This is a genomic window from Paenibacillus sp. BR1-192 (assembly GCF_029542445.1).
GTDB lineage: Bacteria > Bacillota > Bacilli > Paenibacillales > Paenibacillaceae > Paenibacillus_AQ > Paenibacillus_AQ lautus_A.
Genome location: NZ_CP120718.1, coordinates 550996 through 575865 on the forward strand (window position 1 = coordinate 550996; position 24870 = coordinate 575865).

Below are 24870 nucleotides of genomic sequence, written 5' to 3' on the forward strand. Positions count from 1 at the left end.
CTTTGTGCCGATTGGTATACTAAAGAGGAGATGAAGCTCGGAGGTAATGATATGAACCAAACCTATCTCATCGCCGTTGTGGATGACGATTTGCATATACGAAATTTGGTGGAGGCTTATTTGCGCAAGGAGGGTTACCGGACGGTGGGCCTTGGCACGGCGGAGGAAGGCTGGGACATGTGGAGAACGAATCCGCCGGATATGTGGGTGCTCGATATTATGCTGCCCGGCATGGACGGTTTCGAATTGTGTCGGCGGATCCGCGCGGAAGCCGAGGTCCCGATCATCATGATCTCGGCCAAGGACAGCGAGGTGGATAAAATATTGGGGCTTGAGCTGGGAAGCGACGACTATATGGTCAAGCCGTTCAGCCCTCGCGAGCTGGTCGCCCGAATCAAACGGCAGCTGAGCCGTTGGTACAAATTCAACCGAGCGGAGAATGTCCCGCGGCTTGCGGCCGCTTCCCCGGAGCTTAGCAATGGGCGGCTTCAGTTACTGCTGGAGGAGAGGCGCGTGTTCTGGAACGGGGAAGAAGTGGATATGACCAACAAAGAATTCGAGATGCTGAGAGTGTTTGCCGAGCATCCGAACCGTGCGTTTACCAGGGACGAACTGCTGACCTCCGTATGGGGGGACGATTATTTTGGGAGCGACCGGGCGGTTGACCATCTCATTAAACGGCTGCGCAAGAAAGTGGAGCAGCTGCCGATCGAGGCCATATGGGGACATGGATACCGAATGAGAACGGATGGGGAGGAATCATCGATATGAAGCTGGTCCATCAGATCAATCTTGCGTTCGCTTTGTCGCTTATACTCGTGCTGTCCGTGACGGCCGTCGTCATTCATTATGTGCTGCTGGACCACTTTATCGGCACGCAAAGAAAGGACATGCAGTCCATTGGGGCGGCGCTAACGGCAAAGCTGGAAACAGCGGCTGCACAGAGCATCCCTATCGAGAGCGAGCCTTTGACCGTTAGCGGGTTTGCCTCTGCGCAGGTTGCCGAGGTAGGCGTTATTATTCAGGACAGCCAAGGGAATATAGTCCGCTCGACTCCTGTAACCCCTACCGCCCAGTACATGGGCATAGCAGCAGCCAGACCCGATAGCATAGCTTCGTTTAAATCCTCATCGGTGGACGGGCAATTCCTAACCGAGGTTACGGCAGTTCCCCAAGGGACGATGACGCTGATTACGCCAGTGAGCAAAATCAAGGCGATTGAGCAAGCGCTGCTGGGGCGCTTGATGCTCGTATTCGGCGCAGGGGCCGTGGTCATGGTGATCTTAAGCCTATTCATCACCAAGCGGCTGATTAAGCCGCTGATGCATCTGCGGGAAGAATTGAAGAAGGTGAAGGAGCGCCAATTCTCCGAAGTCCGGCGCGTGTCGGCAAGCGGGGAGCTCGGCGCCGTGGCAGAGTCCGTCTACGAAATGGCCGGTGAGCTGGAGCGGTACAATCATGTGCAGAAACAATTTTTCCAGAACGCTTCGCACGAGCTGAAGTCGCCGCTCATGTCCATATCCGGATATGCGGAGGGAATTCGGGACGGCATATTCGAAGGGGAGGATATTCGCAAAGGGCTCGATATCATTATGAGCGAGAGCGGCCGGATGAGAAATATCGTGACCGAGATGACGCTGCTGGCCAAGCTGGACAGCGAAGATGATATTTTCAAGGCCTCAGAAGTCAATATGAAAGAGCTTGTAGAGGAAACGATCGAGAGGATCAATCCGGTTCTGGTGAAAAAAGGGCTGTTCGTGCATCTTTCGTACGGGGATAACGAATCGTTAACGGTGTATGCCGACCGGGATAAGCTGCTGCAGGCGCTGCTGAACATCGTTTCGAACGGGGCGAGGCATGCAAGCAAGCATATTTACATTCAAGCCGGTCTCCAAAAAGGTCGGGTGGTGCTCACCGTATCCGATGACGGCGAAGGGATCTCCGAGGAGCTGCTGCCTTATCTGTTCCATCGGTTTGTGAAGGGCAAGAACGGGGAGACGGGACTCGGTTTGGCGATTGCCCGGGCCATCGTGGAGCGCTGCGGAGGCCTGATCACGGCGGGGAATCGCCAAGAGGGAGGGGCCGTGATTTCGTTAGGCTTCCCGGTGCACGGGAAGGCTTCCGTGGCTTAGGGACTGTAACCATCCATCTTAACGCAAGTCAATGGAAATCAAGCCGTTTGGGGTAAGAGGGGCTTTTTCTGGGTATTTATACTTAGAGAAAGCCTCATTTTTTGCGCAATCACACATATTATTCAATATTCCCTAACAAAACGCGTAAGCTATAGAGGATTTCAAGTTAGTAGGCAGAATTCTGTATATATCCGGGCAAGCTGGATGATAACAGGTGACAAGCAAGATACAAAATAATCAAAAGGCGATGGTGATGTTGTCCATGGATATGCAGTATCGAGTGGAGAAAGATTTTCTGGGGGAAAAACAGCTTCCTATAGATGCCTATTACGGCATCAATACGGTCCGGGCGGTAGAGAATTTTCCGATTAGCGGGGTGCCCATTCATGCCGAGCTCATCTCGGCTCTCGGAGAAGTAAAGAAAGCGGCCGCGCTGGCTAATATGGAACTTGGCCTGCTACCGAAAAAGATAGGCAGCGCCATTATAGAGGCGGCAGACGAGATCATCGCAGGCAATCTCCGTTCCGAATTCATTGTCGATTCCATTCAGGGCGGGGCGGGCACTTCGATCAATATGAACATGAATGAGGTATTGGCGAACCGGGCGCTGGAGATTTTGGGAAAACAGAAGGCCGAATATTTCTACTGCAATCCTAATAATCATGTCAATATGTCGCAATCCACGAACGATGCCATTCCGACGGCGATCCGCATTGCGTCGTACCGTCTGACCCAGGATCTCCTTGGCGTGTTCCGGACCTTGGTCGCCGGCATTCAGGACAAGGCCAAGGAATTCGACGATGTCATCAAGATGGGACGCACGCATCTGCAGGATGCGGTACCGATCCGGCTTGGACAAGAGTTCGGGGCTTATGCCAACGTGCTGACAAGGGACATCCACCGCATCGAGCGGGCAGCGCAAGGGTTATTGGTTGTCAATATGGGCGCGACGGCCGTAGGCACGGGATTAAATGCAACGCCGGACTATATGCAGAGCGTCGTCCAGCATTTGATTGAGCAGACAGGTTTCTCCCTGAAGCAAGCCGAGGATTTGGTGGATGCCACCCAGAACACGGATGCTTACATGGAATTGTCGGCTGCGCTCAAAGTGTGTGCGGTGAACTTCTCGAAAATGTGCAACGACATCCGCCTGATGGCTTCCGGACCGAGAGCCGGCTTGAACGAGCTGAACGTGCCTCCGAGACAGCCGGGCTCGTCGATCATGCCGGGCAAGGTCAATCCGGTGATGGCGGAGGTCATGAACCAGGTGTCGTTCCAGGTCATCGGCAATGACCATACGATCAGTTTGGCTTGCGAAGCCGGGCAATTCGAGCTTAACGTCATGGTTCCGGTGGCCGCCAACAATCTGATGCACTCCCTGAAAATCCTGAAGAACGGCATGGACGTGTTCTACAAGAATCTGATGGTTGATCTTACAGCCAATAAGGAACGCTGCAAATACTTCGTGGATAACAGCTATGGCATCATTACGGCATTGAACCCGCATTTGGGCTATGACGTAGCCTCCAGGCTGGTAAAGGAAGCGCAGAAGACAGGTCAAAGCATCAAGGAGATCATACTGGAACAGGGGCTTTTGACAGAGGAGCAGATTCTGGTCATTCTGGATCCTTACCACATGACATCGCCGGGCATTGCGGGGGAAGAGTTCCTGTTGAATCAATAAGGATGTCTTTAACGATAACGAGTGATAGAGCTGACCCCGATTCCATTCGGGGTCAGCTCTATTTTTTGCATTTATGGATTGTCGAGTGCCGCTATGAGGGAGGCGATGACGTCCTTCTCGGCATCACGTAGCACCTTGTTCGTTTGCCACTGATGGATTTCTTGTTTCACTTGGGCAACATCCTGGTAACCGAGATGGTACGCTATGCTTGAGATGACGCTTTGCTTACTTGCTTCGTCACCCAAATCAGCAAGTGCCTGCACCACGCCCTCCCTGTCTTTCGTAAACAATTCACCGACGATGGCGGCATATTGCTCGGTAGAGGCACCGTCGAGATTCGTTGTTGCGAGGAACAGGCTCGTATAATGCTTGGGCTGGATGAGGGAGCGGTGGGTATACAGCAGCTCCAGAGTTTCCAGCGTTTTGCCGCTGCTCAGGCGGTTATATTCCGTCCAGTCCATGCCCTCCAAGTGAGCCAGCATGTTCGTGGCTTTATCCTCGGCACTCATGTCCTCCCCTTCGAACAATGATAATATGCGCTCCGCCGGACTCTCATGGTCCGTCACTGCACTTGTCGCAGGTTCGGAGGGCAACGAAGCCGGCGCGTTGGATGGGGTGCTCGAACAGGCTGTTACAAGAATCAGAAGAGCAAGAGCGAAGCCGTAATAAGCTGCATGACGTTTGAACATGGATTCTCATCTCCTTTATAGTCTAAACGGATATTTCCTGTAAATAGTTACATAAAAAGGAGGGAGATATAGAGCTCTTTCCCATGATAAGATGAAGGCTGCATATTCGCATGCTCATTAAGTTTACGGTTGGGCTCCATTTGCCGATAAAAGTGTTAGAATAAACATATGTGACATGAAAGTGGCAGTATGATAAAAGGGGTATGTGATTTTGAACAATCGATTTGGTGTGATAACCGATCAGGAGATCATTCAACAAGCAAAGCAGCAGTGTATAGACAAGGGGATGAACCCGGAGCTTCTTCCAACACATACTTATCGATTGAATGCTGAAGCACTGGCTGCAAGGCGTGCCAAATATAACGAATATATCGAAGTGATCCAAGTCTTCGTGAATAAATTCCTTTCCTCCGGATCCGGGAACCCTGTCGTGATTACGATGACGGATAACGAGGGCTTCATTCTTGATATGGAGGGGGACCCGACCATCATAGAAACGGCCCGTTATTTGGGCATCATGGAGGGCAGCGGGTATTCCCAAGAAGACGGCCCCAGCTCGATAGATCTGTGCCTTCGGTATAAACGGCCGTTTAAGTTGATAGGAGAAGATCATTTTCATCACATTCTTCACCGCATGGCCTGTTATTCGGCTCCCTTTCACGGCGAAGACGGGAAGGCGATCATAGGGACGATCTCCCTAATGACGAACAAGGAGTTTGTTCACCCGCATTTATATGCCTTGCTCTGCACGATGGCCGATTCCCTGGAACGGGAGATGGTGACCCGCAAACAGAACACGCAGCTGCAAACCTTGAATCAGGTGCTGCTGGGAACGAAGCATTACGGCGTGATCATCACCGATGCGGAGGGCCAGATCCTGCAGATGAACGAAACCAGCTTAAGCCTGCTGTGCCCGGATGCCGGTGACCGTGACCGGACGAAATACGTGGGCCGCCCGGTGTTCGGCATCAAGCCGATTGGCGAGTATTATGAGCGGGTGATACACGGACAGGAGATTTGCATCGGAGAAGAGCTGTCCCTTGAGTTATCCGGAAGCATGCACCACTATATCCTGGATGTTCAGCCGGTGTATGACCGGGAAGGGCAGCTTATGCGGGTCGTGGGCTCCCTGCGTGACATTACGGAGATGAAGCGTACGGAGGAAGTGCTGCGGAATACGGAGAAGCTGGTGTTTGCCGGCCAGGTTGCCGTCAGCATCGCCCATGAAGTCCGCAATCCCCTCACGACGGTAAAAGGAATGCTTCAGCTGGCCAATAAGGATGCCGCTCTCCGGCACTATGACCTGATCATGTCCGAGCTGGAGCGGGCCAATCTGATGGTAGGGGAATTCATGATCCTGGGCAAAGCCCCAGGCGGCTGTGTTTAAGCTTGAGAATTGCGGCGAGATTCTGGAGGAAGTGCTTCATTTGTTTGCCATTCAGGCAAGCCTTGGCGGCATAAAGATGACTCAATGTTTCGGCCGGAATGCAACGATTCTGTGCGACCGGAACCAGATCAAGCAAGTTTTTCTCAATATCCTGAAAAATGCGATGGAGGCCCTGCCGTATGGCGGAAACATTCACATTCAGATGGATGTGGAGGATGAATATCAGCGCGTGACCTTTACGGATAACGGCTCCGGCATGACGGAGGACGTGCTTCGGCGGATTGGGGAACCCTTCCATACCACCAAGCCGGACGGCAATGGGCTGGGCATTATGATCGTTCACCGCATCATGGAAAGCCACAATGGCCGGATCGTCATCCGGAGCGAGGAAGAGCGGGGAACATCGGTTGAGATCCGTCTGCCGGTCTCGGGTCAGAGCCTTTCTAATTAATCTGATTAACCATTAAGGTTATGCAGCATGATGCGGATCAACAGAAACAGCGCTGGCTTAGGCCGATCCTTGAACCTCAAGGGACAGGCGGCAGCGCTGTTTTTTGGTAATTATGAAGAATCTTAATCATTATTCCCAGTAACGGGACATGATGTCCGTAGCCCATTGGGGCTGCTTGGTCTTTGTCTTCGGCAAAAATTCTTTCATGACAGGCTTGATATCAACGACGGGAGTCCCGTCTACGGCATCCAGCCCTTTAACGAAAACGGACCTGCCCTCTCTGCTTACCAGCTCCACTATGGTGGCTCCTAGCTTGTTGGGACGGTTCTTGCCGCGCTGGGCGAAGATACCGACCTTGGGAAAGCTCGGATTATTTCGCGGATGTCTCGCCGTGTATTGGATGCTGTCGTCCTGGACGAGATGGAAGACATAGATGATTTCAAGGTGGCTGAACGTCTCAATCCCATCCAGGGAGCTTTCATTCCATTCTTCGCCCAGCTTGATCTTCGAGATGACATCCCCCCAGTAATCATCCTGAATCGCCTTTCTTTCGTTATGGATCGTTCCGATCGCCTGTATCGTAAACATGCTGTTACCTCCCTTAGATTTATCGTTCCCTAACATAAACTTCCGGCGTCTTACCGATCACCGCTTTGAAATCCCGTATAAAATGCGATTGGTCATAATACCCCATGTCCATGGCTAATTTCAGCATATCCTGTTGATCGGGGCCTTCGAGCATCTCGGCGGCATTCTGCAGCCGGTACAGGCGGATGACCCATTTGGGGCTCACCCCGACGTATGACTTGAATAGACGTTGAAGCGATCTCGGGCTCATCCGGAACCCATCGCTAAGCTGTTCCACCCGGAGGATGTCGCGGTTTCGATGAATCTCATCCACGATCGCGTTGATTCGTTCAATCGATTCATCTTTGTCGGGCAGTATGCGGCGAAAGAGCTCCTCCATGCGGTGGACCTTGTGATCCGGCTGCTCTGCAGTCAATAGCTGGTCTTCCAGCACTTGAGGCTCAACATGGAGAATCTCCATGGTGTCTATGGAGGAATCCGTTAGACGGTCCATGGCTATGTTCGCGAACGGATGGAATCCGCCGGGCCTGAATTTGACGCCGAATACTTGCCCCCTGCCCGCCAGATGGTGGGAATGTCTCGTGCTCGATACGCCGTAAAAAGCGGTTCGACGGGATTGAACGACCAGATTGGCACAAGGGTTGGGAACGACATCCTGCTGATGGGGCTCCTGGCCGGTTAAATCCCAATGAATGATCCAGTAATGCTTGATGAAATGGGAAAGGTCCTCCGACGGAGGGACGCGCAAGAGCTGGAATTTCTCTCCGGCTTTTCCCATGTTCAAGATGCCGAGGCTGGGCTGATCAGAACGCCGTATCATGACATAACCACCTCCGATAATTCCGCAGCAGGCTTGATTTGGCACGGCACGGTCCTCGTACGGGACTTGATTGCTGCACGCCATGTTCGCGGGAAGCAACCCGTCGCATTTTTACAATACTTGGATTGCGGCTGCTTGATAACATCATCTTATCACAGGAGGACAAGCCGGTCTTCCTGCGCATTATATAGAAGGTAGGGGGAAACTGCATGGAGTCGCTGCAATATGAGTTTTATATCGGAGCCTCGCCGGAGAAGGTATGGGAAGTCTTGATTTCGCCGGAGGGGACTCGAGCTACCTTTTTCGGGAGCTAGCTGAGGTCTTCCTTCCGAGTTGGAGAGCCTTTCGCTTATGTAGGCCCGGGGAATGACGGGGAGGAGACGGTTCATGTTTACGGGAATGTTCTGGCTTATGAGCCGCAAAAGGTGCTGAGCCTGTCCGAGCATCCCGGTCCGTCGTATTATGCAAACCATGAGGAACTGGAGTCCCGCATCACGTTCACCCTCGAGCCGGTAGGGAACTGTACCAAGCTGACGCTCGTCAATGATCAGTACACGCCCGATCATCCGTCTCGCGCCAAGGCGGCGGACAGCTGGTGGATGGTCATGAGCATTTTGAAGACCTATGCGGAGACGGGAAAAACCCTGGATCTGGGCTGGTAGTCTCAAGGACAACAGCTTCGCCCTGCCGTATAAATGGTGCGAAGCAATCCTGAAAAGAGCCGTTACGGCTCTTTTTTGCTGTGAAATGGCAGGGGCCTGTTTAGGGGGAGTCCAGCTTCCGCTTGCCAAATTTTCGATAGCGGGTATGATTTAGGTATCCGTACCGGCCTGCTCATGCACGGCTTCTCGGAAATGGGAAAGATGGGAGTGAAGGCATCATGACGGAGCGGAACCGCCCCCCTGTCCAGCAAATCCGCATCGGTATTATCGGAACCCGGACGATCGTTGACAAGATCATGAAGGTCATAGAAACCTTTCCTTCCTTTGACCCTGCGCCGCTGGTTTTCCAGGATGAAGACGAAGCGCCTGCACTGGCGGAGCGGATCGGGAGCGAAGTCGAAGTGTTGTTCCTCTCGGATCCGTTGTCCCAGCGCAAGGTGAAGGAGCTCGGTCAGGTCAAGATCCCTGTACATTACGTTCCCGTCACGGACGCGGGTTTATATAAAGCGCTGTTCCATGCCGGACAGCAGGAACGATTGGATGGAGGCATATCGGTGGACACCCTAACCGAGACGATGGTGGTTCGGACCATGAAGGATCTGGGCATCCCTGCTGTACAGGCTGTCGTCTACGACGGGCCGGCTTACGCCCCGAAGAGCAGCCTGATCGCGTTTCATCGCCATCAATACGAATCCGGCGGTTGCTCTGTTGCATTCACGGGCGTGGAATCCGTGGCCCAAGAACTGACGCGGCTCGGAATACCCAATGAATGGCTGCTTCCTTCCGATCAGGATATCGTGGTATCGCTGGAGCGAGCCCTGCTGTCCACGGCATCCCGCCGCAGCTGGGAAGGCCAGATTGTGGTCGGGATGATAAATATAGACGATTTCGGCACGCAGGCGCTGAGACGGAACAATGAGCATGAGGTGCAGAAGCTGAAGCTCGATATTCACCGGATGGTGCTCGATTATGTGGAATCCCTGGATGGTTATCTGACCCATCTGGGCGGGGACGAGTATCTGTTTTTCACGACGCGCGGCATCTTCGAAAGGGAAACCGGAGGTTACAAAACGATTCCCTTGGCCAAAGACGTGAACAAAACCTACGGCATTTCGCTCAGCATCGGCATGGGATTCGGCAGGTCGGCCAGTATGGCCGGAACCCATGCGCGCATCGCGATGCGGAAGTCCAAGGAGGTTGGCGGCAACGCCTGTTTTATCGTGCGTGAGGATGGTACGCTGATAGGGCCGCTGGAGATGGCCGATCCCGTGCTGGAGGTGCTGTCCTTTACGGATGCAGGGCTGATCAAGCGGGCAGAGGATGCGGGCATGACGAGCGCCTATTTGAGCAAGCTGCTGAACCAGCGCGCCCGTTCGGGTAAATATGAATACAAGGTACATGAGCTCGCCCACCTGCTGGACATTACCGTCCGCAGCGCGCATCGGCTGCTTCAGCTTTGGACCGACAACGGGTTGGTGGAGATTTCGGGGATCGAGAAGGTGCCGAGAGGAAGGCCGAGGCAAATCTTCCGATTCACCTTTTTGGAATAAGATATCAGGCGTTTCCTATAATGGAAGATGAGGTGATGGACTTGAAGCGAACGAGAGCCCCGTTTTCCCGCTTAGAGAAAATCTTCATTTTTACGCTGCTCGGACTGGCTTCCCTTTTTATCGCTGCCTTCTTCGTGCTTCGATATATCGTGCTGAACGTTTCGTTTGCTCCCTGACATCAGGGGGCTTCGTATTATTAGGTCAACCAGATTTCTGGTTGGCCTATTTTTGTAGGCATTATACGATGGTGGTAGCCGGGAGAACGAAGGTGGCTTAGGGACGCAGATCCCGTCAAAAAAACGGTTCTCTCACTACCGTCCAACGACTATGTTTGAGCTGGTAGAGGCTTTAGACCTCGCATCACAAGCGAAGCTATGGGGTTGGAGACCATGTGGGAATGCCGGTATCGAATCAAGGAGGTTATTATGCAGCCAGTAGTAGGAATAGACGTGGCCAAAGGGGTTAGCGTTATCCAGGCCTTTATCGGTCGCGAAAAACCCTTCGGGAGGATGGAGAAGCTTCATCATGGGCCGGAAGGTTTTGAACGGCTAGGGGAACTGTTAGGAACACTCAAACATAAAAGTGGCGTCGAGCCCGTTGTTGTCCTTGAGGCGACCGGACATTACCATCGAAGTCTGGTAGGGTATCTTAAACGTAGTGGATGGACTCATTACATCGTTAACCCTCTGCAAGCGAAACGATCGAAAGGTACGCAACTTCGCAAGGTGAAAACAGATGCAGCAGATGCATGGCATTTGGCTGAGATGTACTACCGAGGGGACGTTAAAGCGCATCGAGAGTGGGAGGAAACCTACACCGAGCTTCAACACTTAACGAGGCAACATGAGTTTGTAACCGCGATGTACGTACAGGCCAAGTTAAACAGCAGAGCTTTGCTTGAGCAGGTGTTTCCGGACTTCATCGGATTATTTCATAATCTGTATGCGACCACATCATTAAAAGTGCTAGAGCGATGTTTGGAGAACAAGGTCGAAGATGTGGGGGATCTGATCCTTGAATGTGTAGGTAAATCCCACTCCAAAGGATGGATTACGGAGAAAACAAAACGGTTGAAAGAACTCGTGTTGGGCTGGAAAACACAAGAGAGGAGTCGATCCCAGAGCATAGCGTTGACTAGCATGGTCTCCCTGCTGTTGGAATTCGATAAACAGTTAAATCATTTGGAAAAGCAGATGGAAGAACTGGCTGGGGAGTTGCCTGAAGTGGAATTGGTCAAAAGTATCCCGGGTGTAGGGAACAAACTTGCGGCAGCCATCGTGGCAGAGCTGGGCGATGCAAGCCAGTTCAAGGATGCGAAGCAACTTGTAGCCTACGCAGGATTAGATCCGGGGATTTACAGCTCAGGAAAATTCACGGCTACAAGCAACCGGATCACGAAACGAGGCTCAAAAAGACTACGGCGAGCACTCTATCTTGCCGTACAGTGCGGGATTCGCAGACGTGCAAACCGCAGGATCAGTGATTACTACGACAAAAAAAGAAAAGAGGGCAAGCCCTACAAGGTGGTCGTGATCGCTTGCGCCAACAAGCTTCTCCATCACATTTATGCCATCCTAAGTAAAAGCGAACCCTACAAAGCCTAAAAACCATATTTTCCCATAACCTTCACGCCACTGAAGGTTATTTGTGCTGTTTAGAAAAGTATATCAGTATTCTATTATTTAACCAAGTTATAATGCTTGACAAGTATTAGCTGGTTTTTTTGTGTGCCGTTTATTTAAAGACGATTTAAAGATTTGTCTTTATATCAAACGGGGCCGTATGATGAAGAAGAATCATCAATCGGAGGAGGAGATTGTTCATGTTAACCGTTGCAGCATTAGAAGCGAAGCTGGCGGAGCCTTCAGCACAGCTTGTTGCCGATTTGGCGTCTTTGGAAGGGGATATCCTGGTGCTTGGCGTCGGCGGAAAAATGGGGCCCAGCCTTGCAAGGCTGGCCGCCAACGCCGTGCGCGAAGGCGGTGGCGGCAAACGGATCATCGGCGTATCCCGGTTCTCGAACCAGGAGGCCAGGCGCGAGCTGGAGGAGGCGGGCGTACAGACGATATCGTGCGACCTGCTGAACGACGGGGAGCTGCAGCAGCTGCCCGAGGCTCCAAACGTGATCTATATGGCCGGCAACAAATTCGGCACGACCGGCCGCGAATATTTTACTTGGGCGATGAACTCGTATTTGCCGGGCCGGGTGGCCGAGAAATTCAAGCAATCCCGCATGGTGGTGTTCTCATCGGGGAATGTGTATCCGTTCTCGCCGGTGGGCAGCGGCGGAGTCAACGAATCCGTTGCGCCGGAGCCGGTCGGGGAATATGCGCAATCCTGTCTCGGCAGAGAGCGCGTCTTTGAATATTTCTCCCACCAGAACGGTACGCCGATGGCGATCTACCGTCTGAATTACGCCATCGATATGCGGTACGGCGTTCTGCATGAGCTTGCCAGATCGATCCATGAGGACCGGCCGATTCACCTGGCGATGGGGCATGCGAATATCATATGGCAAGGGGATGCCAACGAGATGGCGCTCCGTTCGCTCCTGCATTGCAGCTCGCCTCCCGAAATCATCAACATTACCGGACCGGAGACGATGTCGATCCGCTGGGCGGCACAGGAATTGGCGGCACGGATGGGCAAGGAAGTGACCTTTACAGGTACGGAATCCGAGACCGCACTCCTGAACAACGCCTCGAAATCCCACCAGCTCTTCGGTTATCCGAAGGTGTCGCTGCTGCAGATGCTGGATTGGACGGCAGCATGGGTGCAATCCGGCGGCGAGAGCTGGAACAAGCCGACGCACTTCCAAGAGAGAAAGGGGAAATTCTAATGAGCGGACAGATTCCTGCAATGCAGAGGTTGGCCCCCGAGAAGCTGAAAGCTCTTCACGAAGGGCTCGTCATACCGGCGCATCCGCTGGCTTTGGACGAGAACCGGAAGCTGGACGAACGCCGCCAGCGGGCATTGACCCGCTATTACGCCGCATCCGGTGCGGGCGGTGTGGCGGTCGGCGTTCACTCTACCCAATTCGAGATCCGCGATAAAGGCATCGACTTGTATGAACCGGTGCTGCGGCTCGCGGCGGAAGAGATCCGCAGGGCGGAGCTTGACCGCCCCTTCTTGATGGTGGCCGGCGTGTGCGGCCCCACGGAGCAAGCCGTGGAGGAAACGGAGATCGCCCGCAGGCTCGGCTATGATGCCGTCCTGCTCAGCATGGGCGGGTTAAGCGGCTGGAGCGAAGAGGCTATTCTGAAGCGCACGGAAGAGATCGCGCAAAGAATGCCGGTGATCGGGTTCTATCTTCAGCCATCGGTTGGCGGCAACATCTTCTCCTTCGAATTCTGGCGTGCCTTCGCAGAAATTCCGAATATCGTAGCGATCAAGATGGCCCCATTCAACCGCTACCAGACGATTGACGTCGTTCGTGCGGTCTGTTATTCGAGCCGCAGAGACGATATTGCGCTCTATACGGGGAATGACGATAACATCGTCAACGATTTGCTGACGACCTATCGATTCCAGGTGGACGGAACGCCGGTCGCCAAGCCTATCGTCGGCGGTCTGCTCGGTCACTGGGCGGTCTGGACCAGGAAAGCGGTGGAGCTGCTGGAGGAAATCAAAGAGGCGCGCAAGCAGGAGCAGTTCGGGAAGGAATGGCTGACGCGCAACGTCGAGATTACCGACTCCAATGCGGCCTTCTTCGATCCCGCGCATCAGTTTGCGGGCTGCATCCCGGGCATTCATGAGGTGCTCCGCAGACAGGGGCTGCTGCAAGGCACATGGTGCCTGAATCCGCATGAAACGCTGTCTCCCGGACAATCGGAAGAGATTGATCGGGTCTACCGGGATTATCCCCATTTAAACGATGACGATTTTATTCGGGAGCACTTGGAAAGTTGGCTGGCAGACTGATACAATGAGGGCAGAATAGTCGAAAGTGGGGAATCGCGCATGCGGTTTAAAGATGTGTTTTCTATTATTGGGCCCAGCATGGTGGGGCCTTCCAGCTCCCATACCGCTGGGGCCGTGCGGATCGGAAGAGCCGCGCGGCGCATATTTGGAGCATTCCCCGATCAGGCGGAAATTGTGTTCTATGGATCTTTTGCCGAAACCTACCGCGGCCACGGCACCGATCTGGCTGTCGTCGGCGGGCTGCTTGATTTTGCCACGGACGATATGCGCATCCGGAATTCGATCGAGCTTGCCGAAGCGGCAGGCATTGAACTTACCTTCAAGACGGCACAGAATGTGGCCTTTCACCCGAATACCGTGGAGCTGAGGCTAAAGGGCGGCGATCATACCGATGTCATTGCGGGCGCTTCCATTGGCGGAGGCAGCGTGGAAATGCTGCGCGTGAACGGTTTCGACGTCAAGTTTACGATGAATTATCCGGTGCTGCTGGTCTTTCATGACGATACGCCGGGCATGGTCGCGCATATCACCCGGCTCCTGGAGGCCGGCGGCGTCAACATTGCCTATATGGACGTGGACCGCAAGGGAAGGGGCGGCGATGCCATGACGGTGGTGGAGTCGGACGAAGCGGTTCCGGCCGAATTGATGAAGCATATCGAAGGACTGCCGAGCGTGCATCGCGTCGTCATCGCGGATTTGACAGTAGAGGAGGCGCAGTCATGAAGTTTTCTACGCTGGAGCAGATCATTGCATGCTGCCGGGAGGATCAGGTGACGATCGGCCAGCTGATGCTGAATGAACAGATCAAGGAAACGGGGAAAAGCCGGGACGAGACGTTCAAGCAAATGGCCGATTACTACGGCATCATGAAGGAAGCGGTGCACCGGGGAATCCATGAACCCGTCCCTTCCAAAAGCGGCCTGACCGGCGGCGATGCCGTGCGCGTTCATCAATATATGAGCACCGGGGTACCCGCGCTTGGTACCGACGCTTGCACGGCGCTGGCCTACGCCCTGTCCGTGTCCGAGGTGAATGCCTCCATGGGGCGCATCGTGGCGACGCCGACGGCGGGCTCATGCGGCATTATTCCCGGGGTGTTCGTCAGCACGCAGGAACGCTTCGGCTGGGAAGACGAGCATTTGGTGATGGGGCTGTTCAGCGCAGGCGCAATCGGCTACGTCATTGCCAATAACTCGTTTATTTCCGGTGCGGAGGGCGGCTGCCAAGCTGAAGTCGGCTCAGCTATCGGTATGGCGGCAGGCGCTTTGACGGAGCTGCGGGGAGGGACGCCGGAGCAGGCCGTTCACGCCGTCGGGCTTGCGCTCAAGAATTCCTTGGGACTTATCTGCGACCCAGTGGGCGGGCTTGTCGAGATTCCTTGCATCGTGCGCAACGGCTTCGGCGCCGTGACGGCGCTGGCGGCATCGGATATGGCGCTTGCCGGCGTGCGCAGCGTCATTCCATCCGACGAAGTGATCGACGTGATGCTGGAGGTTGGCACGGCCATGCCGTCCAAGCACAGGGAAACGGCGAAGGGCGGACTTGCGCAGACGCCGACCGGCAAGAAAATCCTGAAGGATCTATACGGCAAGGAAGGCAAGAAATTGCGGGAGAAGGGTGTCAAAGCGAAGAAGGACGGAAACGAGTGATTGGATTCACACCCGTTTTGATGGATCGCCGATGACGTTCTGCTTCATGAATATACGATGGGGAAGAGAAGAAATTTAACATCTTCCGTGAGGGATTTCGTGATGAAATCCCTCTATTTTTTTATCTATTTCTACCGCTTTAGCATTTTCCACATGCTCAAAAAGCCTGATGTTATGCGGGTTTTCGGCATTTCGCCCGCTTGAAGAAGAAAAAACGCCATCTCGCAGAAATACGCTTCTTTACGAATCATGGAAGCGTTTTTATGATGTGGATGGGTAGAAAATTCCGTGCCGGACCCTCGGCAGCGGATGCCCGATCATTTTAGAATATTCCTGCGACAGGCCGGGATCTTCGTCAACAAGGAGGCATGATAGGAAGCATCTTGATTTACAAACGTAGACCGGATGAGTAAGCAGACACACAGATGAGAAGAAATGACGGGGGTAGAGTAGCGATCGCACAGATTCAGTCAGCCGCATTCAAATGATGGATTTAGAGGAGGAACGCAAATGACAAAAAAATGGTTTCGCATGGCACTCGTGTTCACATTAATCATTTCAATCTTGGCCGCATGCAGTGGAGGAAATAAAGAGGCAGCTCCCGGAACGGACGGAGAAACAGCACCTCCAACGGCACCGGCAGATCCGGATCAATATGGGGATACTGGCGGTCTCGCGCTTCCGCTGGTCGATAAACCGACAACGATCAATTGGATGGTCGTCAGCGAGAAGACCAACCTGAACGATTCCTTGCTTGCCAAGGAGATCGAGAAGCGTACCGGCATCAAAGTGAATTTCCAACCCTATTCTTCGGCTACGTTTCAAGACAAGCTGAAAGTAACCGTTGCATCCGGCAAGCTCCCGGACATCATCCACGGATTGACGCCTCCGGAGCTGAAGAAGATCGGCAAGCAGAAAGCGGTCGTTGCCATTAACGAATATGTCGACATGCTGCCGAACTTCAAAAGAATGTATGTGGACGAGAATCCTTGGGTCATTCCGTCCTACGGAGACGAATCCGGCAACATCTATACCTGGCCGGTTGCAAACATCAACCGTGACGTGAACCACGGCTTCCTGTACCGCAAAGACATCTTCGATGAGCTGGGCATCAAGGAATGGACGAATACCGACGAATTCTATCAGGCACTCAAAAAGTTGAAGGAAGCCTATCCGGATTCCTATCCTTACGCCTCGAAAACGAAAGAGAACATTTTCCGCGATTGGGCCTTCGGCTGGGGAATCGGTGGAGCCAACTATCCGACGTATTACGACGAGACGGCCAAGGTATGGAAGTACGCTACCATACAGCCTGAGCACAAAGAAATGCTCGATTTCATGAAGAAGCTGTACAACGAGGGACTCCTCGATCCGGAATTCATGACGGACACCGACGATTCCTGGACGGCGAAAATGACGTCAGGCAATAAATCCTTTGTCACCTATGATTGGATCGGACGTTTGGACCTGTTCTACAACCAGGTCAAGGACCAAAATCCGAACTATGACCTGCGATACGGCAATCCGGTCGGACCGACCGGCAACGGAAAGACGATCGAGAGCATCACGAACGGCTTCAGCATCGCGGTAGCCAACAACGACAACAAGGAAGCTTCCCTGAAGCTGCTCGATTACCTGACGAGCCCGTCCGGCGCCACGCTGGTGACGATGGGCGTGGAAGGCGAGACGTTCAAGATGGAAGGCGATAAAGCCGTCTATCCGGAGCTGACCGACGTGCCGCTGGTGGATATCAGCGTGCTGGAGGACCGCTATGGCCTGTGGCTGCAAGGATTGTATGTCAATTCCGACAAGCGCAGCGTGTACTTCAACTATACGGAGAAGGAGCAGGAGGCTCAGGATAAGCTCCTGAACGGCAATAAATTCGAGCCGCTGGATCCGGTCGTGAACTTTACGGATGACGAAACCGCAAAGATTGCGGAAATCCAAACCTCCCTGAAGAAATTGGCGGATGAATTTAACGCGAAATACATTCTCAACAAAAACTACGGCGATGCGCAGTGGCAGCAATGGCAGGCGCAGGCTGAGAAGCAGGGAGCCAAGCAGATCGTCGATATTTTCAACGCAGCCCAGAAGAGATTGGATGAAGCCACGAAATAATTCGCAGAAGAAATAAGAGTGATGGCGGCATCCGGGTACGACGCTCGGGTGCTGCTCATCATCTTAAGGAGGGAACACCATGTCAAGTGCAGGGACAGAGACAAATCTCGCCAAACCCCGCGGCGGGTTTGGGAGAAGAATGGTTTCGGCCTTTCAGCATATGAAGCGGGACAGACAGCTGTTGATTCTGTTTATCCCGTGCCTGTTGTTTTACGTTATTTTCCGATACGGGCCCCTGTACGGCTTGATCATTGCCTTCAAGGACTACAGCGTATTTACCGGCATCATGGAGAGCGAATGGGTAGGGCTCAAGCATTTCGAGAAATTTTTCGGCAGTCCGGATTTCTGGCTGCTGTTCAAGAATACGCTCCTTCTTGGCGTATACAATCTGATTTTCGGCTTTCCTTTTCCCATCATTCTGGCGATTCTCCTTAACGAGGTCAGAGTGAAATGGTTCAAAAAGTCGGTTCAAACGCTCAGCTATCTGCCTTCGTTCCTGTCCGTGGTCATTATAAGCAGCATGATTATCGACTTCCTGTCGCCCAATCAGGGGATCATTAACCAGCTGATCGCGACGTTAGGTTTCGAGAAGACGTATTTTCTCATTGAGCCGAGCTGGTTTAGAACCATCTATGTTTCATCGGATATCTGGGCAACCGTCGGTTATGAAGCCATCATCTATATGGCTGCGATTGCAGGGATCAGCCCGTCGCTTTACGAAGCGGCTAAGGTGGACGGTGCCAAAAGGCGCCACATGATTTTTAAAATCACGATTCCCGCCATTCTTCCAACGATTATTATCATGTTTGTCTTGAAGACCGGATCGATGCTTCGGATCGGATACGAAAAGGTATTGCTGCTTTACAATCCGATGACTTACGAGGTGGCGGACGTATTCTCGACTTATGTCTACCGGAAGGGCCTTCTGGAGAGCAACTATAGCTATGGCGCGGCCGTTGGCTTGTTCGAAGCCGTTGTCGCCATGATATTGCTGCTGTCCTCCAACTACTTCAGCAAGCGACTGGGAGGTAGCGGACTATGGTAAACAACAAACGATTCAGCCTTCGAAACATCTCGTTATTCGGCATTATCAACACGCTGATTCTGACATGCCTTGCCATTATTACCGTGTACCCCGTCGTCTATATCACCGCCGTTTCCCTCAGCGCGACCTCCGAAGTGGTGCAAGGGAATATCACCTTGTTTCCCAAGGGTTTTAATCTCGACGCTTATGCCCAGGTGCTGAACGACGACCGGGTGCCGCGCGCCTATCTGAACACGATTTTTTATACCGCGCTCGGTACGGCCATTAACCTGCTGCTTACGGCGGTAGCGGCTTATCCGCTCGCTCGCAAAAATTTCTTCGGACGCAAGTTTTTCCTGTTGGCAATCATCATGACCATGTTCCTGAACCCGGGGATCATTCCGAACTACCTGATCGTATCCGAGCTTGGCCTGCTGGACAGCGTATGGGCACTCGTGCTTCCGAATGCGATCTGGACCTTTGAGTTATTAATCCTCAAAAGCTTCTACGAGAACATGTCGGAATCCCTGCGCGAGGCAGCCGTCGTCGACGGCGCTTCCGAGTACCGCATCCTGTTCCAAATTGTGCTTCCGCTGTCCAAACCGGCACTGGCCTCGATCGGATTGTTTTATTTCATGGGCCATTGGAACAGCTTCTTTATCCCGCTGATTTACCTGAACGACGCGAATATGTATCCGCTTCAGGTCGTGCTTCGGGATATGCTGATTTTCAGCGAGAACGGAAGCAATCCGAGCCTGGTGGATGCGTCGGCGCTTGCTCCGCAGGCCATGAAGAACGCAACGATCGTGTTGTCGATGATTCCGGTGCTGCTGATCTATCCGTTTGCCCAGAAGTATTTTGCCAAAGGGGTCATGCTCGGTTCCGAAAAGGGGTGATGGGAAGGTGCCGGGGGCTATCATGTTGAATATGAAGGGATGACATCCAAGAGAGGTGAATCCGTATGAATCGATTGATCGCCAACAGAGGCTTGCTCCAGATTTTCTTCGCTCTGCAACTGGTCATCGGCATCATGTTCATATTCAATTACATCGTGTACAAGAATTCCATTACCGGAATTTACGACAAGGTGAGCGAGAACAACCGGATGGTGATCAGAAACATTATTCAGTCGTTTGATAGCAGTTTCTCCTCCATTAACAATTTGATTTTTAACATTCATGCGCTTCCTTCGGACCGGATGCAGCTGGATAACGGCAAACTTGACATGGAGAAAGTCATCTCTCTGCAGGACAGCGTCACCAGCATCGTATCCAACGTGGATATCGTGGAAGATGTGGTCATTTCGTTCGACAATCACGATTTGGCCATTACGACACGCGGAACCAGCAATCTGGACGCATTGTTTGACAGGCGGTATAAATCCCAGAAGTTCAACTCGATGTTCTGGAAGACGTTTACCCGATCGGAGCACGAGCTTACGGTTTTTCCAGCGGAGGTTTATGCGGATCAGAGCAGCGGGTACGGCCGGAACCTGATGATTGCCGTAGACGGCAACAAGGTCAGAATGTCGAACAAAAACCTGATGATCCTGATTAACGTAAACCGGCTGCTTAAGGGGGTCGATTTGAATTCCATGATTCCCGGGGCCTCGCTTATCGTGCTGGATGCGAACCGGAACGTCATCTTGAGCACCGAGAAGGATCTGGATTTGGTGGGCATTCTGAACGACGTGTACTTTAACCCGTCGCAGGAAGCCTCCCTCACGCACGACGATTTTGAGTACAATTTCTACAAATCGGACTATAACGGTTTTATATATATCAATAAAATGCCGTACAAGTTTCAAAATATCGATTCCGTCACCGATGCCAATACGTGGATTATGTACGGCGCGATTGCGTTAAACGTCATGCTGTCGGTGCTGCTCAGCATTTATCTGTACCGGCCGGTGAAGAACATCGTGCAGCTGCTCGGGGGCAGTTCTCTTCGAGGGAATGATTTCGTGAAAATCCAGAGCGGCATCGTCAAGGTGCAGCGGGAGAACGAATCCCTCAAGAAGCAGATGGATCTGGTGGATGAGGATATCCGCCGAAGCGTGTTCCTGCAAACGCTGGACGGCCATCACCATTCGCGCGAGCAGGAAATGCAGATGCAGAAGCACTACACGCATTTCTTCCAGTGCCGGCATTTCATGATGGCGGCCGTGTATTTGCAGCCTGCCGGCAAGGGGGCGGCCAAGTCGGATTTTGTCCTGGAAGAGCTGACGTCTCAGATCCGGGGCGGCCTGGAGGAGCGCTATGGACATGTGGTGGTTTATCATGTCGAAGAACTGAAATTCCTAGCGTTAATCGGTCTGGATCAGCCGTCCGAGCGCAAGCAGCTGGTCAGGAAATTCGAGGAGTATGTTAGGCGGTGCAACGAGGATTATCATGATACGTTCACGGTGTGGGGCTGCGTTAGCCGCACGTACGAATCCAAAATCAGCAATTGCTCCGAAGCATACCGGGATATTAAGGATGGGCGGTTGTACCGGAATGTGAATGCGGACACGGACATGGTCGATGCGGAGCAGATTCGGTACGTCCCGGATATTTATTATCCGCTTCAGAAGATCGAGAAGCTGAGCAACTGCATGCTAAGCGGCAAGGTGGATGAGGGACTGCAGATCGTGAGCGATATTTTCCAGCAGAATGCGGATCTTCGCATCCATCACCATCAGATGGTGCATATTGCGAAGAGCATGTTCTTCCTCGTCATGAAGCAGGCGGATTCGCCGTCCGTTGACCGCAACGAGCTGTTCCGGCTGGAGAGTGATTTCATCCGCAAGGTCGATCAAGCCTTCACCTATGAAGAGATTCAGAAGGCGCTGATGGAAGTGATGCGCGTGGTGGCCAATACGCGGAACCACGATCCGCGAAGCAAGCTGAATCCCGCATTCATCTCCCAATACATCGAACTGCATTACATGGAGAACCTCTATTTGGATCATATGGCCGAAGTGCTGGATACCAGCTCGAAATACTTCTCCAATTATTTCAAGAAAACATTCGGCGTCAATTACGTGGAGTACTTGAACAAAGTCCGATTATCGCATGCGCGTGAATATCTGCGGAACACGGACCTCAGCATTGCGGAAATCGGAGAGAAAACAGGGTATTCGAACTCTTCCACATTTACGACGACCTTTAAGAAATACAGCGGCGTCTCGCCGAGCGAATATCGGAAAGCATCAGGAAAATAAGGTGGAGCAGGAGGGTCCATATGAAGGCTGTTGCCACGATTCATGGAAACGTGATCGTTGATCATATCGAGAGGCCGGCGGAATTGCCGGCGGGTCATGTGCGGATTCGCACCGAATACTCGGCGGTCAGTCCGGGTACGGAAATGATCTTTATACGAAAGGCTTCGGATCAAAAAGTCATTATGGGTTACAGCGCGGTGGGGATCGTCGAAGACTTGGGTGAAGGCGTGAAGGGGCTTGCCGTGGGTCAACGGGTGGCCTGCTATGGAGCACCTTACGTGCGCCATGCCCAGTGGCTTACCGTGCCTTCGAACCTGACGGCCATCGTCCCGGACGGGGTGGATCCGCAGGAAGCCGCTTTTGCGGGGCTGGGAGCGATTGCGATCCATGCCCTGCGGGTTGCGGATCTGCGCTTCGGCGAATCGGCCGTGGTGGTCGGGCTGGGCATCCTGGGGCAGATCATTGCCCAGATCGCGCATGCGGCGGCTTGCCCCGTTGCGGGATTTGACCTGAACCCGGAGCGGGTGCAGGGGATGAGGCAGCATATTGCCTATGCTTATGATAACAAGGAGCAGCTTGAGGAGCAGGTTGGGCGGATGACGGGCGGACATGGAGCCGACAGCGTCATCCTGTGCGCAAGCGGTCCCGGTGAAGAGCTTATCAACGCGTCAATGGGATGGATTCGGGATAAGGGGAAAATCGTCATCGTCGGCGATTTGTCTACAACCTACTCCAGAGGGCTGATGTTTGGCAAGGAAGCGCAGGTGCTCATATCGCGGGCCGGCGGTCCGGGCCGGTACGACGCAAGCTATGAACTCAACAATACGGATTATCCGATCGGCTTTGTGCGCTGGACGGAAGGCCGCAACATTGCGGAATATATTCGTTTGCTGGCCGAAGGGAGAATCTCGATCAAACCGCTGATCTCCCATGTGGTTCCCGTAGATGAGGCGGGCAAGGCTTATGAGCGGTACGGCCCCGGGTCAACGACGCTCGGAACGATATTTAAATACGATCATGAGACGGTTGGTGCCAAGGCCGACTAGAATACAGCGATATCGAGGTGCGGTGCATATGCAGAATCATATAGAGGCGGATATCATCATTCTGGGCGGAGGACTCGGCGGCTGTGCCGCTGCGCTTGCGGCGGCGAAGGCGGGAAAACGCGTGATTATGACCGAAGAGAGCGATTGGCTCGGCGGCCAGATTACAAGTCAGGGCGTACCGCCCGACGAGCATCCCTGGATCGAGCAGTTTGGCTGCACGGCCAGCTACCGTGAATTCCGGAATCGGATCCGCGATTATTATAAGGAGTTATTTCCGCTCCGGGCCGAATCGCGGCAAGAGCGTTATCTGAATCCAGGCAGCGCACTGGTCAGCGGCATTGCCCATGAGCCGAGAGCGGCGCTGGCCGTGCTGCAGGGGATGCTGGCACCTTACGTGCACAGCGGAAGGTTAACGATCCTTACGGAGCATGCGCTGATGGAAGCGGAGTCCGGCGGGGATCAGGTAACATCCGTCCGGCTGCGGGACAGCAGATCCGGCGACATCGTCAAGCTGACCGGCGCATTTTTCCTCGATGCTACCGAGGAAGGGGATTTGCTTCCGCTGGCCGGCATCGAATACGTGACGGGTTCCGAGTCGGCGGAAGAGACCGGTGAACCGCATGCATTATCCGGTCCGGCGGACCGGGCGGACATGCAGGCTTTCACTTGGTGCTTCGCGATGGATTACCGGGAGGGCGAGGATCATACCATCCCGAAGCCGGTTCGGTATGATTTCTGGAAGAGCTACCGGGCGGATTTCTGGCCCGATGCCATGCTGAGCTGGACGGGGCTAGTACCGCATACGCTGGAGCCGGTCACCTACAGCTTATTTCCGGACGGCCGATCGTTTTCCCTGTGGAAATATCGGCAGATCCTGAATCCGGAGCATTTCGAAGGCGGGTTGTTTGACAGCAGCGTCACGGTCGTGAACTGGCCGCAGAACGATTATTGGCTCGGCTCCATTATCGATGTCGTCCCGGAAGAGCGGGAACGGCATCTGGAGGAATCCAGGCAGCTGAGTTTGTCCCTGCTCTATTGGATGCAGACGGAAGCCCCTCGGCCCGATGGAGGAAAGGGGTATCCCGGACTCCGGCTTCGGCCGGACGTGATGGGAACGAAAGATGGCTTGGCAAAAGCCCCTTATATCCGTGAATCCCGCCGGATCCGCGCCGAATTTACCGTGAAGGAGCAGCATATTGCCGCCGAATGCCGTCCGGACGGGCGGGCGGAGACGTTCCACGATTCCGTTGGCATCGGCTGCTACCGTATCGATCTGCATCCAAGCACGGGATTGCGGACGTATATCGATATTTCGAGCCTGCCCTTCCAAATTCCGATGGGGAGCCTGATTCCGGTACGGGTAGCCAATGTGCTGGCAGCCTGCAAGAATATCGGCACGACGCATATCACGAATGGGTGTTATCGTCTGCATCCTGTGGAATGGAACATCGGCGAGGCAGCCGGTTTTTTAGCCGCTTACTGCATAGAGCATGGACTGAAGCCGCGGGAAGTACGGAATACCCCGGACCACTTGGAAGCTTTTCAGCGGCGATTGACGGAACAGGGGATCGAACGGTCATGGCCGTCCGTTCATGCCGTTTGACGTCTTGTCGGAAATAAGGGGAATGCCTACCGAAATAACGATAGCCGTCTTTCCGGGCAGTGGGATACTGCTTGCGGAAAGACGGCTATTCGTGCTGGTAGACGAATCATGACCGGCAAACTATTAATTTACAATAATATACAATTCTATTATACTTGTAGTAGATATGGATCCTACCTCTTTATATATGGAGGCAGTTGCATATCGGGCATCAGCTTACTTCGTGGTACTTTACATACGGGCAGTCTCCTCGTTTCCATCGATCATGGGAAGGGTGGTGGTTTATACCGAAACCGGTTTACCAGGCTGTAGCGGTCATGGCTTTCCAATTCGAAAACCAAAGG

Annotated in this window: 21 protein-coding genes and 1 pseudogene; 19 read left to right on the top strand and 3 right to left on the bottom strand. The window is 53.4% G+C overall.

The annotated features are described in order from the left end of the window. Positions 1–51: 51 nt before the first annotated feature. The 3 genes from P0X86_RS02390 to P0X86_RS02400 all read left to right on the top strand — a co-directional run bounded on the left by P0X86_RS02390 (position 52) and on the right by P0X86_RS02400 (position 3816). Entirely contained in the window at positions 52–771 is a 720-nt protein-coding gene (locus P0X86_RS02390; RefSeq protein ID WP_145040087.1) for a response regulator transcription factor, read from the top strand. After that, the gene (locus tag P0X86_RS02395) at positions 768–2132 is read left to right on the top strand and encodes a sensor histidine kinase (protein ID WP_277747682.1); all 1365 of its coding nucleotides are present in this window, start codon (positions 768–770) and stop codon (positions 2130–2132) included. Before P0X86_RS02390 ends, P0X86_RS02395 begins: the two co-directional genes overlap by 4 nt. Positions 2133–2385: 253 nt before the next feature. After that, positions 2386–3816 (top strand): aspartate ammonia-lyase, encoded by a 1431-nt coding sequence (locus P0X86_RS02400; protein ID WP_175320790.1) that lies wholly within the window; start codon positions 2386–2388, stop codon positions 3814–3816. A 71-nt stretch (positions 3817–3887) separates the two neighbouring features. On the opposite strand, the gene P0X86_RS02405 is transcribed toward P0X86_RS02400, so the two are convergent. Further along, entirely contained in the window at positions 3888–4505 is a 618-nt protein-coding gene (locus tag P0X86_RS02405; RefSeq protein WP_277747683.1) for a hypothetical protein, read from the bottom strand. 211 nt (positions 4506–4716) lie between these two features. Here P0X86_RS02405 and P0X86_RS02410 point away from each other — a divergent pair, with 211 nt between their 5' ends. Beyond that, complete coding sequence (locus P0X86_RS02410; protein ID WP_277747684.1) at positions 4717–5892, top strand: PAS domain-containing protein; 1176 nt, start codon at positions 4717–4719, stop codon at positions 5890–5892. Beyond that, on the top strand, positions 5885–6343 hold the full coding sequence (locus tag P0X86_RS02415) for a sensor histidine kinase (protein WP_277747685.1): 459 nt from the start codon (positions 5885–5887) through the stop codon (positions 6341–6343). Before P0X86_RS02410 ends, P0X86_RS02415 begins: the two co-directional genes overlap by 8 nt. A gap of 129 nt (positions 6344–6472) precedes the next feature. Here the strand turns inward: P0X86_RS02415 and P0X86_RS02420 are convergent, their stop codons facing one another. Next, positions 6473–6931, bottom strand: a complete 459-nt coding sequence (locus P0X86_RS02420) for an SAM-dependent methyltransferase (RefSeq protein ID WP_096774728.1) — start codon at positions 6929–6931, stop codon at positions 6473–6475. Between the two features lie 19 nt (positions 6932–6950). Next, a complete protein-coding gene (locus P0X86_RS02425) occupies positions 6951–7751 on the bottom strand; it encodes a helix-turn-helix domain-containing protein (protein WP_277747686.1) in 801 nt (266 codons plus the stop codon). 209 nt (positions 7752–7960) lie between these two features. Between P0X86_RS02425 and P0X86_RS02430 the strand changes: the two are divergent. The 14 genes and pseudogenes from P0X86_RS02430 to P0X86_RS02495 all read left to right on the top strand — a co-directional run bounded on the left by P0X86_RS02430 (position 7961) and on the right by P0X86_RS02495 (position 24526). Beyond that, positions 7961–8413: pseudogene (locus tag P0X86_RS02430) on the top strand (SRPBCC family protein). 218 nt (positions 8414–8631) lie between these two features. Further along, positions 8632–9963, top strand: coding sequence for a hypothetical protein (locus P0X86_RS02435; protein WP_277747687.1), 1332 nt, complete (start codon positions 8632–8634; stop codon positions 9961–9963). A gap of 41 nt (positions 9964–10004) precedes the next feature. Next, a complete protein-coding gene (locus P0X86_RS02440; RefSeq protein WP_255250561.1) occupies positions 10005–10139 on the top strand; it encodes a hypothetical protein in 135 nt (44 codons plus the stop codon). 249 nt (positions 10140–10388) lie between these two features. Continuing rightward, positions 10389–11567, top strand: a complete 1179-nt coding sequence (locus P0X86_RS02445) for an IS110 family RNA-guided transposase (RefSeq protein ID WP_277745938.1) — start codon at positions 10389–10391, stop codon at positions 11565–11567. Between the two features lie 218 nt (positions 11568–11785). Next, on the top strand, positions 11786–12802 hold the full coding sequence (locus P0X86_RS02450; protein ID WP_012818718.1) for an NAD-dependent epimerase/dehydratase family protein: 1017 nt from the start codon (positions 11786–11788) through the stop codon (positions 12800–12802). Beyond that, entirely contained in the window at positions 12802–13884 is a 1083-nt protein-coding gene (locus tag P0X86_RS02455; RefSeq protein WP_277747688.1) for a dihydrodipicolinate synthase family protein, read from the top strand. Before P0X86_RS02450 ends, P0X86_RS02455 begins: the two co-directional genes overlap by 1 nt. Before the next feature lie 39 nt (positions 13885–13923). Further along, on the top strand, positions 13924–14607 hold the full coding sequence (sdaAB, locus tag P0X86_RS02460; RefSeq protein WP_090910122.1) for an L-serine ammonia-lyase, iron-sulfur-dependent subunit beta: 684 nt from the start codon (positions 13924–13926) through the stop codon (positions 14605–14607). Further along, positions 14604–15533 carry an L-serine ammonia-lyase, iron-sulfur-dependent, subunit alpha gene (sdaAA, locus tag P0X86_RS02465; RefSeq protein ID WP_277747689.1) on the top strand — a complete coding sequence of 310 codons (930 nt, stop codon included), beginning with the start codon at positions 14604–14606 and terminating at the stop codon, positions 15531–15533. Before sdaAB ends, sdaAA begins: the two co-directional genes overlap by 4 nt. A gap of 510 nt (positions 15534–16043) precedes the next feature. After that, positions 16044–17651 carry an ABC transporter substrate-binding protein gene (locus tag P0X86_RS02470; RefSeq protein ID WP_192569899.1) on the top strand — a complete coding sequence of 536 codons (1608 nt, stop codon included), beginning with the start codon at positions 16044–16046 and terminating at the stop codon, positions 17649–17651. A 79-nt stretch (positions 17652–17730) separates the two neighbouring features. After that, a complete protein-coding gene (locus P0X86_RS02475; protein WP_277747690.1) occupies positions 17731–18696 on the top strand; it encodes an ABC transporter permease in 966 nt (321 codons plus the stop codon). Further along, positions 18690–19571 carry a carbohydrate ABC transporter permease gene (locus tag P0X86_RS02480; protein WP_009595681.1) on the top strand — a complete coding sequence of 294 codons (882 nt, stop codon included), beginning with the start codon at positions 18690–18692 and terminating at the stop codon, positions 19569–19571. Before P0X86_RS02475 ends, P0X86_RS02480 begins: the two co-directional genes overlap by 7 nt. A gap of 65 nt (positions 19572–19636) precedes the next feature. Then, positions 19637–21877 (top strand): helix-turn-helix domain-containing protein, encoded by a 2241-nt coding sequence (locus P0X86_RS02485; protein ID WP_277747691.1) that lies wholly within the window; start codon positions 19637–19639, stop codon positions 21875–21877. A gap of 20 nt (positions 21878–21897) precedes the next feature. Beyond that, positions 21898–22923, top strand: a complete 1026-nt coding sequence (locus tag P0X86_RS02490; protein WP_096774719.1) for a zinc-dependent alcohol dehydrogenase — start codon at positions 21898–21900, stop codon at positions 22921–22923. A gap of 28 nt (positions 22924–22951) precedes the next feature. Further along, positions 22952–24526, top strand: coding sequence for an FAD-dependent oxidoreductase (locus P0X86_RS02495; RefSeq protein WP_277747692.1), 1575 nt, complete (start codon positions 22952–22954; stop codon positions 24524–24526). Positions 24527–24870: the final 344 nt, after the last annotated feature.